The following is a 16,161-nucleotide window of genomic DNA, read 5'->3' on the forward strand; positions in this document are numbered from 1 at the left end:
CGCCAGCAGGACGCCGCATACACTGCAAGGGGGCGTGTATGAAACCACTGCTGGATGTGTTGATGATCCTCGATGCCTTAGAAAAAGAAGGCAGTTTTGCGGCGGCGTCGGCCAAACTCTACAAGACGCCGTCCGCTCTGAGTTATACCGTTCATAAGCTGGAAAGCGACCTTAATATTCAATTACTCGATCGCAGCGGTCACCGCGCTAAATTCACCCGTACCGGAAAAATGTTATTAGAGAAAGGGCGGGAAGTTCTCCATACCGTGCGAGAACTGGAAAAGCAGGCTATCAAACTTCATGAAGGCTGGGAAAACGAGTTGGTGATTGGGGTAGATGATACGTTTCCTTTTTCCCTGCTTGCGCCACTCATTGAAGCCTTTTATCAACATCATAGCGTGACGCGCCTGAAGTTTGTCAATGGTGTACTCGGTGGTTCCTGGGATGCCCTGACTCAGGGGCGAGCGGATATTATTGTTGGCGCGATGCATGAGCCACCGTCTTCCAGTGAGTTTGGTTTCTCGCGGTTGGGCGATCTGGAACAAGTTTTTGCGGTAGCGCCTCATCATCCGCTAGCCCAGGAAGAAGAACCGTTAAACCGTCGTATCATTAAGCGGTATCGGGCGATTGTGGTGGGTGATACTGCGCAGGCAGGCGCTTCTACGGCCTCGCAACTTCTCGATGAACAAGAAGCCATAACCGTATTCGATTTTAAAACCAAACTGGAGCTACAAATAAGCGGTCTTGGTTGTGGCTATTTACCCCGCTATCTGGCGCAACGTTTTCTCGATAGTGGCGCGTTAATTGAGAAGAAAGTGGTCGCCCAAACTCTTTTTGAACCGGTCTGGATTGGCTGGAACGAACAGACCGCAGGGCTTGCCAGCGCATGGTGGCGGGATGAGATTTTAGCAAATAGTGCGATTGCTGGAGTTTATGCAAAATCTGATGACGGAAAATCAGCCATTTAAATAAAAAATTTTATGACAAGCCTCTCATTCTCTTGTCATTTACCCCCCATTTAGGCACAATGCGCCGCTGTCAAAAAATGACTAAAAACCGACGTTTTATCCGCGTCGGTTATTTTTTGCTTCAAACCAATCATTCATACCAAGAGGCCGGGCTTCGTACCGGATAGATATTTACTAAAAATCGACAGTTGTTGTCGCTGAGGAATCCAAAAAAATGGGGCAATTTTTTGCTTACGCGACGGTTTTCACCGTAAAGGAGAATGACCATGTCGCATAACGTTACTCCAAACACCTCTCGCGTGGAATTGCGTAAAACGCTTACGTTAGTTCCGGTTGTAATGATGGGTCTTGCCTATATGCAGCCGATGACGCTGTTTGATACTTTTGGTATCGTTTCAGGCCTCACGGATGGTCATGTGCCGACAGCCTATGCGTTCGCATTAATTGCGATCCTGTTTACGGCTTTGAGCTACGGGAAGTTGGTTCGCCGCTATCCTTCTGCTGGCTCTGCATACACTTACGCCCAGAAATCCATTAGCCCGACCGTTGGCTTTATGGTGGGTTGGTCTTCCCTGCTCGACTATCTGTTCGCGCCGATGATCAACATCCTGCTGGCGAAAATCTATTTTGAAGCTCTGGTGCCTTCCATCCCATCGTGGATGTTTGTGGTGGCGCTGGTGGCCTTTATGACCGCCTTTAACCTGCGTAGTCTGAAATCCGTAGCGAACTTCAACACGGTAATCGTAGTGTTGCAGGTTGTGCTGATAGCGGTAATTTTGGGCATGGTAGTTTACGGCGTATTTGAAGGTGAAGGCGCTGGTACGCTGGCGAGCACCCGTCCGTTCTGGTCTGGTGATGCGCATGTTATCCCGATGATTACCGGTGCGACGATCCTGTGCTTCTCCTTTACCGGTTTTGACGGCATCAGCAACCTGTCGGAAGAAACCAAAGATGCAGAGCGCGTGATCCCGCGTGCGATTTTCCTGACCGCGCTGATCGGCGGCATGATCTTCATCTTTGCAACTTACTTCCTGCAGCTGTACTTCCCGGATATCTCTCGCTTTAAAGATCCGGATGCGTCACAGCCTGAAATCATGCTGTACGTTGCGGGTAAAGCGTTCCAGGTCGGCGCGCTGATCTTCTCCACCATTACCGTACTGGCGTCCGGTATGGCGGCGCACGCAGGCGTAGCGCGTCTGATGTACGTAATGGGTCGTGACGGCGTGTTCCCGAAAAGCTTCTTCGGTTATGTACACCCGAAATGGCGTACCCCGGCAATGAACATTATCCTGGTTGGCGCGATTGCTCTGCTGGCAATCAACTTTGACCTGGTGATGGCAACGGCGCTGATTAACTTTGGTGCGCTGGTAGCATTTACCTTCGTTAACCTGTCGGTCATTTCGCAGTTCTGGATCCGTGAGAAGCGTAACAAAACGCTGAAAGATCACTTCCAGTATCTGTTCCTGCCGATGTGTGGTGCTCTGACTGTAGGTGCGCTGTGGGTGAACCTGGAAGAAAGCTCAATGGTTCTGGGTCTGATCTGGGCGGCAATCGGTCTGATTTATCTGGCTTGCGTGACGAAGAGCTTCCGCAATCCGGTTCCGCAATACGAAGACGTTGCATAATCTTACAAGCCGGATGGTATAACCATCCGGTAAGTCACTAAAAACCGGAGTTTATCGCTCCGGTTTTTTCTTTTCAGACGATCTCTTCTGCGTACTGCCAAAGCGCCTTTAACAGCGCCACTTTCTCTTTATCATCGGCATATTGTTGTGCCAGCATTTGCAATTCATCAGCATAATCTTGCAAAAACTCTGGCGTGAAGACCTGACGACGGTGCTCCAGCCAGCGTTGCTGTTCGGCGTAGTCCAGCGTTCCTGGGAAGTTACGCGCACGATAATTGAACAACAGCTTCTCAATGCGTTTATCGACAAAGGTGATATCCAGTGCCGGTAAATTACGCGGCTCGGTTTCCAGTACAATTTTCATTGCCGCGCGATCGGCGTCGCTGAAAAAGCCGTTATAAAGTTGGGCATCCACGTTATCTGAAGGCGTAAATGGTTCGGCTTCAGCGAATATCGCCACCACTTTTTCACGCACTTGCGGATTTTCACGCAGAATTTTCAGGTTATCGAGACAATGCTGGCGATTAATGCCCAGCCGATCGGCATCTTCCGGGCGAAGCGTATTCGCCTGTGCTAATACCGGACATTTATTAATATGCACCAGCTTAACCGGAACGGCGGCGTTATCGCCCAGATCGGCTTTCGCGGTATACAGGCGCTCGCGCAGCGTGTCGCTATCCAGTTCCAGTAATGGCGAAATATCTCCCGCTAAATCCACCATAATCACGGCATTGCGATTTTCAGGATGCCATGCCAGCGGCGCAACCCAACTGGTATTGCCGCGCCATGCACCAAACATACCGGAAACGTGAACCAGGGGTTTCATCTGTGGCACATCAATCAACGCCATCAATTTGTGCTTGTTGCGATGGCTGTAGAGATAATCAAACAGGCGTGGCTGACGCGTTTTCACCAGTTTCGCCATCGCAATAGTGGCGTACACATCGGCCATCGCATCGTGGGCATTGCTATGTTCAATACCATTCGCTTTGGTTAAATGTTCAAGGCGAAAACTCGGTAGACCGTCATCATTTTCAGGCCAATTGATCCCCTCCGGACGCAGCGCATAACAGGCGCGCATGACGTCCAGCAGATCCCAGCGAGAGTTATCATGCTGCCAACTCCAGGCATAGGGATCGTAGAAATTACGATAAAAAATGTTGCGTGTGACTTCGTCATCGAAACGTACATTGTTGTAGCCCAGAATACAGGTCTTCGGTACGGTAAAAAGCGAATGAATGCGAGCGGCAAACGCAGCTTCGTTTTCTCCTTTCGCCCGCGCTTCCTGCGGGGTAATACCCGTGATTAAAACTGCTCCTGGTTGGGGTAAATAATCATCTGCAGGCTTGCAATAAAAAACCTCTGGTTCGCCGATGATATTGAATTCGCTATCGGTGCGAATGGCAGCGAACTGCGCAGGGCGATCTAACGCAGGGTGCGTGCCAAAGGTTTCATAATCGTGAAAGAGGAAGGTAGGTTGTTTATCTGTGTCTGTCATTGTCTAGCATTGTCCACTGTAGTTAATTAACTGTCTGTTATAACTCGAAAAACAACCATTTTTTCACCTGAGTATGTCTACGAACGTCAAATATAGTTGTTTACTGTGCGCTGTTGTCCATGTGATATTGTGTACCAGATGTGTACCAAACCATTATTTCTGAGCGTACCAAATATTATTTATGGCTATAAGCGACACAAAACTGCGTACTATTTATGGTAAACCATATTCGGGCCCACAAGAAGTGGCTGATGCCGATGGCCTCAGCGTACGAATTTCACCGAAGGGGGTCATCCAGTTCCAGTACCGCTATCGCTGGCATGGCAAGCCTAATCGACTTGGGCTTGGTCGATACCCATCCCTGTCTTTGAAGGATGCCAGACAGATCACTGCTGACTTGCGAAAGCTCTATTTCTCAGGAACGGATCCACGCACCTATTTTGAAGAGAAGGTGGAGAACTCCATGACGGTCGCCCAGTGTCTCGACTACTGGTTCGACAATTACGTCTCTACAACTCTCAGAGAAAAGACCCAGGCACTTTACCGATCAACGGTTATGAAGCGCATGCATGACGCCTTTCCTAATCGTCCGGCATCTTCTATCACGGTTAAGCAATGGGTTGACCTGCTTACCGAAGAAGAAAGAGATAATCCACGCCGAGCAAGGCAGGTGCTAAGTCAACTAAGATCAGCAATAAGTTGGTGCATGCGGCGTCAGTTGATAGATAGTTGCGCAATTATGAGCATCCAGCCAAGGGACTTCGGCTCACGCGCTGAGGTAGGGGATCGGGTACTGTCGTATCACGAACTGGCTAAGATTTGGCTTGCTATTGAAAGAAGCCGTGCTTCTACGTCAAATAAGCTGCTTCATCAGATGCTTATGCTGTGGGGGGCGAGGCTCTCAGAGCTTAGGCTGGCAACAAAGACAGAATTTGACCTGCTGGACAACGTATGGACCGTACCGAAAGAGCATAGCAAGATGGGTAATGTTATCCGCCGTCCAATCTTCGAACAAATTAAGCCTTTTCTCGAAAAGGCCATGACAACGTACAATGATGTTCTTTTCCCTGGAGAAGACATAAACAAACCGATCAGCATCGCTGCAGCCAACCGATTCGTAAATAGAATAAGGGGAGGGATGGATCTAGGTTACTGGCGAACACACGATTTCAGAAGAACGCTTGTTACACGGCTGTCCGAGATGAATGTCGAGCCTCATGTTACTGAGCGAATGCTCGGTCATGAACTTGGCGGGATAATGTCCGTATACAATAAACACGACTGGATAGAGGCTCAGCGCAAAGCGTATGAGCTTCACGCTGATAAATTGTTCTGGCACATCAGGAGCATTTCTGATTAACGCCACCGTTAAGAATCCACCCTTCAACAGCTTCACGAAGGTATGATTTGGGGTGGGTTCTGACTGGCTTCGGAAATCCGTGCCGTTTGGTATAGTTCCAGATTGTCTGACGTGATGAAACACCGAGCTTGTTCATCACTTCTTTCTCAGGAATCAGGCTGGTATCGGTCATCTTAATTCTCCAGGCAAAAATAAACCGCCATATAGCGGCTCTATCAGATATGAACAGGCCTCATCGAGTGTGAGGCGGGTTAGTCCTTGCGTAGCTCGCTGATTCTTCTGTAAGTCTCTGGTGCTTTGTTTCCGTGTATCTTCATTTCAGACTTCAACAGAGCAACGAGGGAATCCCATTCGTTGAGGATTCCTTTGAATGCCGGAACGCGCTTTGCAACCTTGTCGAATGAATCTCTGATTTCTGGAATCTGCTCAACAAGTGCAACGCATCGTCGGAAATCGGCTGCGTCATGTGGAGCGCCGAAGTGATGACCATAGATATTCTTTTTCAGTCCACATGCGATTGAGGCAAGAGTTGCGCTACTGATGCCGACATCGCCAGTCGATTGCCATTTCAAAATCTTCATAGCCAAATCTGACATTTCTTGTCTCCAATAAAAAACCGCCATCAGGCGGTTTGGTGTTCTTTCAGTTCTTCAATTCGAATATTGGTTACATTGTTTTCATATATGAATAAATAAATTAGCTTTTTTCGTTGCCTTCGCGTTCTTTATTAATTTTGACAAACTCGTTTTTACCACGCTCTCCAAATGCGTCTTTAGAGTCGTTGTATCCGCAATCGCAGCACACATAATCATCAGACCATCCACGCATTGTTTTTTCTTTTGCAATATTTCCAGAACCGCATTTTGGACAAGACATATCACTACCTCCAAAGCATGAGTGAGATGACAACGTAACATTGAATGGAGATTAACAATAGATTGCTGATGTAAAAGATATGTATAAGCTTCGCTTTCAAAGTGGAGGCTCTGGTAGCGGCATCCAGTGAGTTACGTCATCCAAGATATTTCCTGATAAATACGTGAAAGCTCTATATTTTTTGTAATCAATTGGATTTACAACCCAGTTCCAATATGCGGCCACGATTTCACCTTGACTAAATGCCAGTAACATTTTGGTGTCTTCCGGCATTCGCTCACTACAGCTTATCCAACCATCCGGAGTTACCGGATAGTTGCCGGGTTCTTTAATGTGCAAGCGAGGCTCACCATCTTTTGGTTCAGGCCACTGGCGTTCCATGTTGATCTTCAATTTATTTTCCATAGCAGCGGTAATTTCAGCATCACTGATACCAGCACGGCGCTGTGCATCCCACAACAGGAACTGCATATCAGCCCACTCGCTGAGATCGTCAGGTTCGGCTGCGGCTTCCAGTGCCTCTTTTGAGAGGTGTTTCAGTGGACCAATGGGGCCAACGCAGCCAAATGTGGAGTCAGACCATTTGGCATGCTCGTGGCGAATCTGTTCGCGTTCCAGTGATGCCAGTGCAATCCGTGCCAGCTCACGCACAACTTCCGGCGGCGCGTAACGGTCATTCAGGTCATCCCACAGGCGTAGCATGTTATCGCTACCAGGGTGAACATCCTCGTTAGTTCCGGCAAGCGCACTAATAACCTCATCGGCTGCCTCAATAATTTTCAGAGCTTGTTCTCTGGTAATAGTGGTCATTTGTTAATCCTCAAAACTTTATGCCCGGGCGCAAAAGCACGCGTTTTGTCTTTGCTTATTCGCCAGCCATCCTTGCGCGCCTCTTTTGCACAGCCAGCCCATGACGTACCGATATATTCACCGAAGTCTGGCACTGGATATACACCTTCCGTACACTGGCGGCAGTCACAATAGAGATGCATGGTGTAACTTGCGGCAATAGCCATATCACTCCCCTTTACCCTGAAGCATTGCAGCGCGGCAGGCGTTCCAGCCTCTCACCTCTGCAATAGCGGCAACAGCATCAACCGTGTACATGCTAAGAGGATTAGGCATTGGTTTTTCTTCCGGTACTACTGGCACTGGAGGGGCGGTATAAAACTTCGTCCCCAGCGGCAACAACTTCATCGCTTTTTCTCCCTTAATGATGCGATAAGTTGATTTCCCGCCAAGGTCTACCGTTCCATCCATAACAAGGCCGAGTCGCTTCTCTGAAACCTCACCAATAGGCTCTGCTTCCAGCGATGCCAGAGCAATTCGTGCCAGTTCTTCCGCTTCTTCTGCTGGCAGTACAACGTTGCTACCAGGTCCGTATGTTTCGCGCCACTGCTTGATTGTCAGTAGTCGCTCTTTGGTCATAGTGGTCATATCACTCTCCTTTGATGCGAATGCCTGTTGCAATGCTGTTTATGATGCTGTCAGTGCATGGGGTAGAAAGCTGGGCATCTCCAGCAATTTTCATGACCTCAACATCTGCATATCGAATACCGAGGTGTATCAGACCGGCTATGCCTGACTTAAGCCGAGCATTTTCCATAAATAGAACTTTTGCCCGCTGTTTTTCTGCTTCAAGCTCAACGCGCAGCTTCCCTACCGTTAGCGCAATTTCCTCGTTCTCCTGGTCGCGGGATTTGATGTATTGCTGGTTCCTTTCCCGTTCATCCAGTAGTGCCAGCACGGTTTCTGGCCCGGTCAGAAATTTGAAGGCGTTGAGCGCATCAATATCCACACCGTAATCTTTAAGTTCCTGTTCACTTAACAAATCATCATCAACTGGCAACATTAACAGGCGTTCCATTGCTGGAATTGCACGTTCCGCCGCCTCACGCAGTGCCTGGTAATTAATTTCGCTCACTGTCTATCTCCTTTACGTAGCTCGGCCGCAAAAGCTACTGCGTGATCATGATGTTCAAGTGTGTATGCACACTCCGCAAACATCTCCACCCCCTGCGCCCGCACTTCAGCCAGGAGAGCGTCGGTGGCTGGGGTTTCGATATCGTTAATTTCAGGAAGAATCTCTTCCCATGTGGCGATATCGCCATTCAAATGCCATCCGGAAATTCCACTGGAGTTATCCGCAACACTGCGAACGGCTGCAATAGTTTCATGCATTGCCGCATTCTCCGCCGCCAGCGCCGCGCACTTGGCCTCCGCTTCAGCAAATTTACGCACCAGATATTCAGCGTTTGTTTCGTTAACCTTTAAATCTCGTGGGATGCATTTACCTTTCAGAAAACCATCCATCTCAATTAGTGTCATTTGTTTCATTTTTTTCCACTCCGCCACATCGCATTCAGATATTTGTTGTCGTTAACAGAACCGAAACTATTTCTCTTAAGTAATTCCTCTCTCGATGGCATTGGCTTTACGCGTTGGCGAATAATCATTTCTGCCGGAAGAATGCCGGGATTGTATGCAAGTCCTCTCATGGTAAATTCCTCAGTCATTACTGATAGCGCCATAGCGTGAGCGATAATTACGCAGGCGCGGGTCAATTTCATGGAAGTGGGTATATGTGGCTTTGCGGAATGGTCGGATTGATGTCTGGTAAATTCGCTCTCGTTCTTCTTTCTCTGCAAGCCATATACAATGGCGAAATTCCTTTTCCTCTTTCGTTTCCTGCGGTAGCGACATTATCAGGTCGTAGTTTTTTCTGAATTTATCCAGCACCTCCGATACGGAATTGCCGGAACAGCGGCGCGGGTCATCCGCACCATACAGAGGCGCTGGCATATTTTTCTCCTGTTGATTATTTAGCTAATTTTTTCCAGATTGCTGAAACGTATTTGGCTTGGTGGATGGCATCATCAAGCGCGTTGTGGCGAGTTCCTTTGAATGGCATATCTCGCTTAGGGTCGAATCCTATTACCTTTCCAAGCTCGACGATTGTTCTTACGTCGCGGTCATTCCACCACTGCCACGGAACTGGCTGCCCTGTCAGCGAATAACTGTTGCGGAGAATAACGCAGTCAAATGATGCTCCATTCCCCCAAACCTGAACGAGTTTGTGGTTGGCGTTCTTTATGATGAATTCAGATAACCATGAAAGAGCCGTTGAAAGCTCTTGAGTGTTGCTGGTTAGCGATTTTCTGGCTTCTTCACTCTGTTCCATCCACCATAAAATGGTTGAAGCGTCAGGACGCGCCCGATATCGCATTGATGACTCAAGCGAGATATTTACCGAGAACTCTTCTCCTGTTTCTCCGGTATTCGGGTCAAAGAACACCGCCCCAATAGAAATAACTGGCGCATATGGCCCGTTGCCCATTGTTTCAAGGTCAACCATCAAGTGATTCATGTAAGTCCTTAAATTGCGTGAATAGCGTGACGAGGGAAGGGGAGAGTTACTGGTGCAAAGGGTATATCGTCGTCAAAATCCATAGGTGGTTCGTTGTGTTGTGCTGGTGATGATTGCTGCTGTGGCTTCTGTGATTGCCTGCTGGCTGCTTGTTGTTTGCTGTCGCCAATGCCGCCAAGCATTTGCATCACGCCATTAATTCCGACATGAACCTCGGTTGTGTAACGGTCTTGTCCTGACTGGTCTTTCCACTTTCTGGTTCTCAGCATTCCCTCGAAATAAATCTGATCACCTTTTTTCACATACTGCCCCACGACCTCAGCCAGTTTCCCGGATACAGCAACACGATGCCATTCAGTCAATTCCTTTTGCTCGCCAGTATTTTTATCTCGCCATTGTTCTGACGTGGCTATTGTCAGGTTAGCGAACGCTGTTCCTGATGGTGAGTATCGAACTTCCGGGTCTTGTCCTACCCGACCAAGGATAATCACCTTATTTATCCCGCGAGAACTCATTTTCTCCACCTCTTGCCAGTTTTTATGTTGCTTATAATTGATTGAGATACACCCATGTCTTTTGCTATCTTGTACTGACTCTCTTTTTCAGAGAGTCTTTTCCTAATTTCTATAACCTGCCACTCTGTTAATTTTGCACCATGATGAGCATGACCTTTCTTGGCTCCACGATGCCTTCCTTTTGCTATCTTGTCGTCCATGTTTTCTTGCGCGCTACCTAAAAAGAGATGTTCAGGATTAACGCAGCATGGGTTATCGCATTTGTGGCAAACCATCTTCCCAGATGGAATGGGGGAGTGATAAAGCTCAAAAGCAACCCGATGAGAAAGCATTGTTACGCCAAAGGCTACAAATTTTGTGTATCCTCCTTTGTTTTTTGAATAGGTAGACTCCCAGCAACCTGTTGTTTCATTAACTTTGTAGCTGGACTCGAATCTTTTAATAATTCCGTCCAAGTGAGACATTTATGCCGCCTGTTTTAGTTCGTTAACTCTGATGTTCATTACCTGAACGCATTTAGCCTGCGCATCCTCATTGCCAGCCATTAATTGCCAGTCATGCTGATAACGTTCTATGAGTTTTTTCTTGTCAGTTTCTGTTGATGCATAATCGCTGAAGTCTTTCAGGATTTGTTCGCAGTCAACCGATGGAGATTTCTGGTTGGTATTTTCTGGTGATGGTTTGTTATCTGATGCTGGGATTGCCCATCCCGGCAGCGATGGAGGGAGCCAGTAAAATCCTGTTCCATCCTTCAGTTTTGCCCTGTGCCACCCCTGCTTTTTATCGAGAGATGTTTGTGCGAAACCTTCCTCAAGGTTATACAGATACCGACCGATTCCCCACTGAACGGCAGCGCGCTTCATTGCACCGGAACGACCACCTTTGACGGCTTCTACCTGCGTGTTTTCAGCAGCATCCCATTTGGTTACCCATTCGGAATCAATCTTTATTGATATGCCGCATTCAACGCCGCCGTTGTTGGGAATATCGCGGTATTCATTGCGCCATCCTGCTTTGCCGCAAACATCGTCCAGGCGTTTCATGATTGCCCGGTTCGTGACATAAGCCAGCACCATAGCCCACACCTTGCCATCGCGTGTTTTACCGCTTTGCTGTATTCGCCATTCGATATCTTCAGGGCTGAATGGCTCATCGAATTTATTCAAATCCATAATTCACCTCAGAATGGACATGGCCCAAGGAAATAACGCTGATTTAATACTTCAGTCTTTGCCGCATTTAAAAATACGCGAACACCTTCACGATCTCCCTTCTGGCGATACATTAACGCCTGCTGCGTGTACATGCGTCTCTGTAACTTGCTCTCCTTCACTGTGGTTGCAAGTGACATGAATATCTCCTTCATTACCGATTAATTCTTTCATCTGACGAATGAATTCTTCGTCTGACCAGTTATCTGCAAAACTCATGGACGGCCTTGTTGTTTCAAAATATCCCAAAGCTTTTCGAGCAAGCTTTTCATTCTTGGTTGTTTAAAGTCTGCTCCGGTTAAAATATTTTTTCGTGAATGCTGCACCGATAAAATCGGGTTGAAAGGGCGAACCGATGCCGCCCCTGCAATAGCGAACTGTTGCATAGGATGCTCCTTCTGTTTGATTGCATAACGAAAACGCCTCAAGTGAAGCGTTATTGGTATGAATATAAAAAAGCCCTCACATCGGAGGGCAAAGAAGATTTCCAATAATCAGAACAAGTCGGCTCCTGTTTAGTTACGAGCGACATTGCTCCGTGTATTCACTCGTTGGAATGAATACACAGTGCAGTGTTTATTCTGTTGTTTATGCTAAAAATAAAGGCCGACTATGCGGCCTCGGAAGGAAGTCCAATCATCTTATTCAAATCTTCTACCCGTAAAGCAGGAAGTGCTGTACTTGCTTTATCTGCTTCTTTTGGTAGCAATTCTTTGCTTTCAGGCCAAACTTCAATAAGTCGCTTAACTGTTGTGACTGAGTTCAAAGCAGCCCATACATTTGATTCGATATCCTTTTTCTTGGCTTCAAGTTTTTGTTGCAATGCGCAGATTTCATCAAACCTTTTTGTTATTTCGTGCTCTGCGTCAAACATGCATTTATCTTTGGTCGGAGTAGGGAGCAATATATCTTCGCCGTTGCCGTCTTTCCCATATGAATGCCATCCAACCCTTCTGCCAGATACAGTCAGATAAATTGAAGTAGAACGAACATCGTATGAGTAAAATGAACATCCCAGTTTTTCAAGTTCTTCACTTATAGCTACTAACTTGGAATATAAATGATCCACTTCCTCAGTTTTCTTTTTACCGCCAAACGCAATAACTCTGGCGTCAAGTGCAAGCTGGTTCTTTAACTTTGTTACTTCTTCAAGTTCAGTGAAAACCCCAGACTTAATTAAAGCGTTACGAGCGATTTCCTCTTTCATTCTCGTAGTTAAGCGGATTGATGACATATTAATTCCTCTCAAATAAGTGGTTTGCTGCCTAATTTCATTTTCTGGCGACCAACACAAGTCACCCCCATTTCACTGCGTGGCTTGCGGTAGTAAAGATTGTGCCTGTCTTTTAACCACATCAGGCTCGGTGGTTCTCGTGTACCCCTACAGCGAGAAATCGGATAAACTCTATTCACCCCTACAGAGAGAATGATGGAGATTCACCGATGAGTAACTGGTGGCAGGAACTATTACGTTTCTTCCTGCGTGGTCTTACGCTACAACAGTTAATTCATATGCTTATTATTTTAATTGCCTTGATAATAATCACCCCAGCATCAATTAAAGAGTGGGTAGATATAAGGAACCCCGAAATACTTCCAGATCACTGGATGTATTACGCAATGCTTTTGTGTATCAGTTATGTTCTGAACAGGGTGATGGAGTTTATATTTCTGGCATCTTCAGACAGATATAAAAAATATCTCAGTAAGAGAGATGAGGCTAAAGTAATTGTGGAGACTGAGCGCCTGTTCAATTCTCTGAGTATTCAGGAAAAAGAGGTTTTAGCATTTGCTGTTATGGCAAATAACAAAATCGTACTTAAGCACGGCGATCCGGTCGCTTTATCTCTTATGAGAAAAGGTCTTCTCCATCGCTCAGGTGTGACTTACAGCGCGTCAGGTAAAGAGAAATTTGTTATACCTGACGTCTGGTTCCATGAGTGTTATATGCGCTTTGCTGGTAAAGCTGATGAGCTAATTTAGTTCCTCGACGGCGGGGGATCGTCACCTCGCTGTCAGTTGTTTTGATTTCCGGTAGCCTGCCGCGTAAAGAGCTACGTTTGGCAGGCAAATACTTCCACTGCATTCATCTACCTTCTTGCAGCGAAGGCTTCCGAGTGATGCTGCTTTGTCTGCTCTGACGCAACCAGAGAGCTTTAGCGCAATTTTTCGCGCCAGTGCTTCATTACTGCGTCGCTCGGCAATAAGTTCTGCTCTGCGAGCTTTGTAGCGGCTTTTTGCCGTACCTTTGGATTCTTTCCAGACAATGGTTACCATGATGGTCTCCTTTAAGTGGCTTTGGCGCATGACGCGTCGAGGTGCTTATCTTCTCGATCGCTGTCTTGCAGCTGCAATTCGCGCCATCCCCAAAACCACTCAAGTTCTGGTCTCAACGGTTAGGTTGAGAGTCCGTCGATGTTAAAGAGCCTGCCAATCTGTTCCGTTTGGCTTCCAGCGTCCTGCTGATGGAAATGATAGTCACACATTGTGATTTAATGGTCAATCACAAAATGTGTAAAATAAAGGTGTGACACGTTATGTGTATGATTTTTTTGTGTAAATAGTTTTACCCGCGATGGTTTTGCTTACTTAAGTCGGTGGCAACAGCAGGATGGGTGCTGAAAAGTTCGAAAAACGAGCGAATGGGGTGGTGGCGAGATGGCGGGATATGGGAGTTGTATTAAGAATTATAGTAATTTAATCAATAGTTTGGACCGGCGGGCAGGTGCTGTCCTGATAGTGATCGGCGGGCAATAAAAAACCCGGCTCGGTGGCCGGATTTGCTAAATTACTGACCTTTCTTAAGGTACAAGTTTATTAGGAAAAATATAGTTGGCATAGCAAGCGAGGCCAGGAGAACCCCGAGCATCCATACTTTTACATCTGCTATCTTGGTTTCCAAAGCGGAAAATTTAGCTTCAAAGTAGTCAACCGATGGTTTCTTAGATAATGAAGCATCAAAATCCAGGCTCTTCTGTAAAAGTACAGCGGTGTCTCTTTTGGCGTCAGTAGAATCAGAAGATATTTTCCGGGTATCCTCTTTAATTCCTGCCATGCTGCTCTTGATGTGCGCAACTTCAGCTTCAAGAACTGCTAATCGCTTATCCATGTCGTCGCCTCCATCATCACTTGTTGTTTGAATGATCTCAGTATCATCCATCACAACCGATGTGACAATCCGTTTTTCTTTATCTGAAGCAGCAACAGAACAAGCTTTCATCAAGAGCGTTGCTTGGCTTGATGCTACAGAAGAAAATTCCAGCCCTACTGTAGAGCCATTCTTATCAGAGTAAGCAATTACTAGCTTTCCCTCATCCAAAGATGATTGAGCTGCATTCATCAGCTTTTATTCCTCGAACATGCTTTTCAAGGACTGATAGAAATCGAAGGCCTTCTGTTTACTTAAAGTCACGGACGCAACCTTAGTGCGCTGCATTCCTGCCACTGCGATTTCGCCATTCATATGGCCGATGACAGGGGTGCTATTGAGAAAAACGAAGTTAAAAACTTCGTAGCCATTGTTATCCGTTCCGATGGTTACAACCCCATCAGCATTAGTTTCAATATAATTTTTGGACTCCAGCACATCATTGATATGTGCTAAGGCAACTTCTTGTTTATCGCTCACTTATGTTCTCCTGAACCAACAAAATAGGTAAAAATCTTTTCAATTTCATTAGATTAATTTGCATAAAAAGAACAGGGAAAAGTTGGATTACCAGCTATGCGCCGACCAGAACACCTTGCCGATCAGCCAAACGTCTCTTCAGGCCACTGCGCCTTAACTACCTTGCCTATGATGCGGCAGCTATGGTCGCAATCCAGGGTTCTATATGCCGGGTTTAAAGGTACCAGGTAACTAACCCCTGCATCCTTCTCATACTTCTTGAACGTTGCCTCTGAATCACCATTTGCAGAAGCCACGCAGAAATCCCCAGACTCTACCGGCTCAGCCGGATCAACGAGTATCAGCATGCCTTCCGGAAAACTTGGACGAACCCCCTGAGGCGCCGTCATTGAATGCCCCTTCACCTCAAGCCAGAAAGCTTTTTCGCTGGCTTTTGTGGTCGTTGGGACCCATGCCTTTGCATCGCTGGCTGTGTAGCTTCCCACCTCCGAAAATGGCCCGGCCTGCACTGAAGAAAATAACGGGTATTCATATTGGCGAAATACGGCGTCTGAATCCTCGCCAAACATTATTTTTGCCGGAGATACGCCGAGTGCCGCCCCAAGAACCAGCGCGTCATCCGCGCTAACCTTTCTTGTTCCTAACTCGTAGTTCCCCAGGCGTGAAGGCGCAGCCCAGCCGCAAAGCTTGGCCAATTGAGCCTGGCTAAGTCCTTTAGCTTCTCTAAGGGACTTGATCCTTTCCCCGATAATTTCATGCATCGTTTTCATCCCTTAAATGTAACACGCAACGTGATTGAACTCTGTACACGAATTGAGGTTGACTGTTAATCACAAATTGTGTGTAATGGGTGTGTGATTAATGCTAGGGAGACCGCAATGAACAAAATTGCCCAGCAGCGAAAAAAAATCGGAGTTTCGCAAGCTGTACTAGCTTCGGCAATTGGTTGGGGGCAATCCCGCATCGCCAACTATGAGCTGAATATCCGTACTCCTGGCCTTAACGATTGCCGAATGATCGTAGAAGGCCTCAGGAAGTTAGGGTGCCAATGTTCTTTGGATGATGTTTTCCCTCCATCCAGTAACAAAGCCGCCTAAGCAGTACCCGCTCTTT

At 46.9% G+C, this 16,161-nt stretch carries 27 protein-coding genes and 1 pseudogene; 6 read left to right on the top strand and 22 right to left on the bottom strand.

Features of this window, described 5'->3' with window-relative positions:
- Window positions 1-38 precede the first annotated feature (38 nt).
- From LG381_RS12850 to plaP, 3 genes are all read left to right on the top strand, one after another.
- Window positions 39-968 (top strand): LysR substrate-binding domain-containing protein, encoded by a 930-nt coding sequence (locus LG381_RS12850; protein WP_000803376.1) that lies wholly within the window; start codon window positions 39-41, stop codon window positions 966-968.
- 214 nt (window positions 969-1,182) lie between these two features.
- On the top strand, window positions 1,183-1,245 hold the full coding sequence (gene yoeI, locus LG381_RS12855) for a membrane protein YoeI (protein ID WP_105279388.1): 63 nt from the start codon (window positions 1,183-1,185) through the stop codon (window positions 1,243-1,245).
- Window positions 1,235-2,593, top strand: coding sequence for a putrescine/proton symporter PlaP (plaP, locus tag LG381_RS12860; protein WP_000019197.1), 1,359 nt, complete (start codon window positions 1,235-1,237; stop codon window positions 2,591-2,593). The genes yoeI and plaP overlap by 11 nt, the downstream gene beginning before the upstream one ends.
- A 73-nt stretch (window positions 2,594-2,666) precedes the next feature.
- On the opposite strand, the gene sbcB is transcribed toward plaP, so the two are convergent.
- Window positions 2,667-4,091 carry an exodeoxyribonuclease I gene (gene sbcB / locus LG381_RS12865; RefSeq protein WP_222686727.1) on the bottom strand — a complete coding sequence of 475 codons (1,425 nt, stop codon included), beginning with the start codon at window positions 4,089-4,091 and terminating at the stop codon, window positions 2,667-2,669.
- A gap of 181 nt (window positions 4,092-4,272) precedes the next feature.
- Between sbcB and LG381_RS12870 the strand changes: the two genes are divergently transcribed.
- A complete protein-coding gene (locus LG381_RS12870) occupies window positions 4,273-5,451 on the top strand; it encodes a site-specific integrase (RefSeq protein ID WP_001007954.1) in 1,179 nt (392 codons plus the stop codon).
- On the opposite strand, the gene LG381_RS12875 is transcribed toward LG381_RS12870, so the two are convergent.
- The 17 genes and pseudogenes from LG381_RS12875 to LG381_RS12955 form a co-directional block, all read right to left on the bottom strand.
- On the bottom strand, window positions 5,432-5,623 hold the full coding sequence (locus tag LG381_RS12875) for an AlpA family transcriptional regulator (RefSeq protein WP_000132739.1): 192 nt from the start codon (window positions 5,621-5,623) through the stop codon (window positions 5,432-5,434). The genes LG381_RS12870 and LG381_RS12875 overlap by 20 nt on opposite strands.
- Window positions 5,624-5,702: 79 nt before the next feature.
- A complete protein-coding gene (locus LG381_RS12880; RefSeq protein ID WP_032255648.1) occupies window positions 5,703-6,047 on the bottom strand; it encodes a hypothetical protein in 345 nt (114 codons plus the stop codon).
- Between the two features lie 100 nt (window positions 6,048-6,147).
- Window positions 6,148-6,327 carry an Eag protein gene (locus tag LG381_RS12885; protein ID WP_001277763.1) on the bottom strand — a complete coding sequence of 60 codons (180 nt, stop codon included), beginning with the start codon at window positions 6,325-6,327 and terminating at the stop codon, window positions 6,148-6,150.
- A 96-nt stretch (window positions 6,328-6,423) separates the two neighbouring features.
- Window positions 6,424-7,029, bottom strand: coding sequence for a dATP/dGTP pyrophosphohydrolase domain-containing protein (locus LG381_RS12890; RefSeq protein WP_225762983.1), 606 nt, complete (start codon window positions 7,027-7,029; stop codon window positions 6,424-6,426).
- Window positions 7,030-7,133: 104 nt separating this feature from the next.
- Window positions 7,134-7,343, bottom strand: a complete 210-nt coding sequence (locus LG381_RS12895; protein WP_000951710.1) for a hypothetical protein — start codon at window positions 7,341-7,343, stop codon at window positions 7,134-7,136.
- Window positions 7,344-7,629: 286 nt separating this feature from the next.
- Window positions 7,630-7,764 (bottom strand): annotated as a pseudogene (locus LG381_RS12900) (DUF551 domain-containing protein); the annotation flags it as partial.
- 1 nt (window position 7,765) lies between these two features.
- On the bottom strand, window positions 7,766-8,251 hold the full coding sequence (locus LG381_RS12905; RefSeq protein WP_225762512.1) for an ead/Ea22-like family protein: 486 nt from the start codon (window positions 8,249-8,251) through the stop codon (window positions 7,766-7,768).
- The gene (locus LG381_RS12910) at window positions 8,248-8,664 is read right to left on the bottom strand and encodes a hypothetical protein (RefSeq protein ID WP_225762513.1); all 417 of its coding nucleotides are present in this window, start codon (window positions 8,662-8,664) and stop codon (window positions 8,248-8,250) included. The genes LG381_RS12905 and LG381_RS12910 overlap by 4 nt, the downstream gene beginning before the upstream one ends.
- Complete coding sequence (locus tag LG381_RS12915; RefSeq protein ID WP_001214446.1) at window positions 8,661-8,825, bottom strand: DUF2737 family protein; 165 nt, start codon at window positions 8,823-8,825, stop codon at window positions 8,661-8,663. Before LG381_RS12915 ends, LG381_RS12910 begins: the two co-directional genes overlap by 4 nt.
- Window positions 8,826-8,835: 10 nt before the next feature.
- The gene (locus tag LG381_RS12920; protein WP_033802350.1) at window positions 8,836-9,129 is read right to left on the bottom strand and encodes a phage anti-RecBCD protein; all 294 of its coding nucleotides are present in this window, start codon (window positions 9,127-9,129) and stop codon (window positions 8,836-8,838) included.
- A gap of 16 nt (window positions 9,130-9,145) precedes the next feature.
- Window positions 9,146-9,694, bottom strand: coding sequence for a 3'-5' exonuclease (locus tag LG381_RS12925; RefSeq protein WP_016248935.1), 549 nt, complete (start codon window positions 9,692-9,694; stop codon window positions 9,146-9,148).
- Between the two features lie 8 nt (window positions 9,695-9,702).
- Window positions 9,703-10,209 carry a single-stranded DNA-binding protein gene (gene ssb / locus LG381_RS12930; protein WP_000098523.1) on the bottom strand — a complete coding sequence of 169 codons (507 nt, stop codon included), beginning with the start codon at window positions 10,207-10,209 and terminating at the stop codon, window positions 9,703-9,705.
- Window positions 10,206-10,673, bottom strand: coding sequence for an HNH endonuclease (locus tag LG381_RS12935; RefSeq protein ID WP_225762514.1), 468 nt, complete (start codon window positions 10,671-10,673; stop codon window positions 10,206-10,208). Before LG381_RS12935 ends, ssb begins: the two co-directional genes overlap by 4 nt.
- On the bottom strand, window positions 10,674-11,381 hold the full coding sequence (locus LG381_RS12940) for a Rad52/Rad22 family DNA repair protein (protein ID WP_053880671.1): 708 nt from the start codon (window positions 11,379-11,381) through the stop codon (window positions 10,674-10,676).
- 8 nt (window positions 11,382-11,389) lie between these two features.
- A complete protein-coding gene (locus tag LG381_RS12945; protein WP_000050554.1) occupies window positions 11,390-11,560 on the bottom strand; it encodes a hypothetical protein in 171 nt (56 codons plus the stop codon).
- Between the two features lie 75 nt (window positions 11,561-11,635).
- Entirely contained in the window at window positions 11,636-11,806 is a 171-nt protein-coding gene (locus tag LG381_RS12950) for a hypothetical protein (RefSeq protein ID WP_001183771.1), read from the bottom strand.
- A gap of 224 nt (window positions 11,807-12,030) precedes the next feature.
- Window positions 12,031-12,654 carry an Nmad5 family putative nucleotide modification protein gene (locus tag LG381_RS12955; RefSeq protein ID WP_021572760.1) on the bottom strand — a complete coding sequence of 208 codons (624 nt, stop codon included), beginning with the start codon at window positions 12,652-12,654 and terminating at the stop codon, window positions 12,031-12,033.
- Window positions 12,655-12,863: 209 nt separating this feature from the next.
- Between LG381_RS12955 and LG381_RS12960 the strand changes: the two genes are divergently transcribed.
- On the top strand, window positions 12,864-13,403 hold the full coding sequence (locus LG381_RS12960; RefSeq protein WP_000073666.1) for a super-infection exclusion protein B: 540 nt from the start codon (window positions 12,864-12,866) through the stop codon (window positions 13,401-13,403).
- 21 nt (window positions 13,404-13,424) lie between these two features.
- On the opposite strand, the gene LG381_RS12965 is transcribed toward LG381_RS12960, so the two are convergent.
- From LG381_RS12965 to LG381_RS12980, 4 genes are all read right to left on the bottom strand, one after another.
- Entirely contained in the window at window positions 13,425-13,697 is a 273-nt protein-coding gene (locus LG381_RS12965) for a hypothetical protein (protein WP_225762515.1), read from the bottom strand.
- Window positions 13,698-14,208: 511 nt separating this feature from the next.
- Window positions 14,209-14,760, bottom strand: a complete 552-nt coding sequence (locus LG381_RS12970) for a hypothetical protein (protein WP_000990548.1) — start codon at window positions 14,758-14,760, stop codon at window positions 14,209-14,211.
- Between the two features lie 6 nt (window positions 14,761-14,766).
- A complete protein-coding gene (locus LG381_RS12975; protein WP_025760149.1) occupies window positions 14,767-15,048 on the bottom strand; it encodes a hypothetical protein in 282 nt (93 codons plus the stop codon).
- A gap of 122 nt (window positions 15,049-15,170) precedes the next feature.
- A complete protein-coding gene (locus LG381_RS12980; protein WP_001299796.1) occupies window positions 15,171-15,818 on the bottom strand; it encodes a LexA family transcriptional regulator in 648 nt (215 codons plus the stop codon).
- A gap of 108 nt (window positions 15,819-15,926) precedes the next feature.
- Here LG381_RS12980 and LG381_RS12985 point away from each other — a divergent pair, with 108 nt between their 5' ends.
- Window positions 15,927-16,145: a helix-turn-helix transcriptional regulator gene (locus LG381_RS12985; RefSeq protein ID WP_001033078.1), complete on the top strand. Its 219-nt coding sequence runs from the start codon at window positions 15,927-15,929 to the stop codon at window positions 16,143-16,145.
- The last annotated feature ends 16 nt before the right edge of the window (window positions 16,146-16,161 follow it).

Origin of the sequence: Escherichia sp. Marseille-Q3837 (assembly GCF_916618735.1) — a bacterium.
Taxonomy (GTDB): domain Bacteria; phylum Pseudomonadota; class Gammaproteobacteria; order Enterobacterales; family Enterobacteriaceae; genus Escherichia; species Escherichia ruysiae.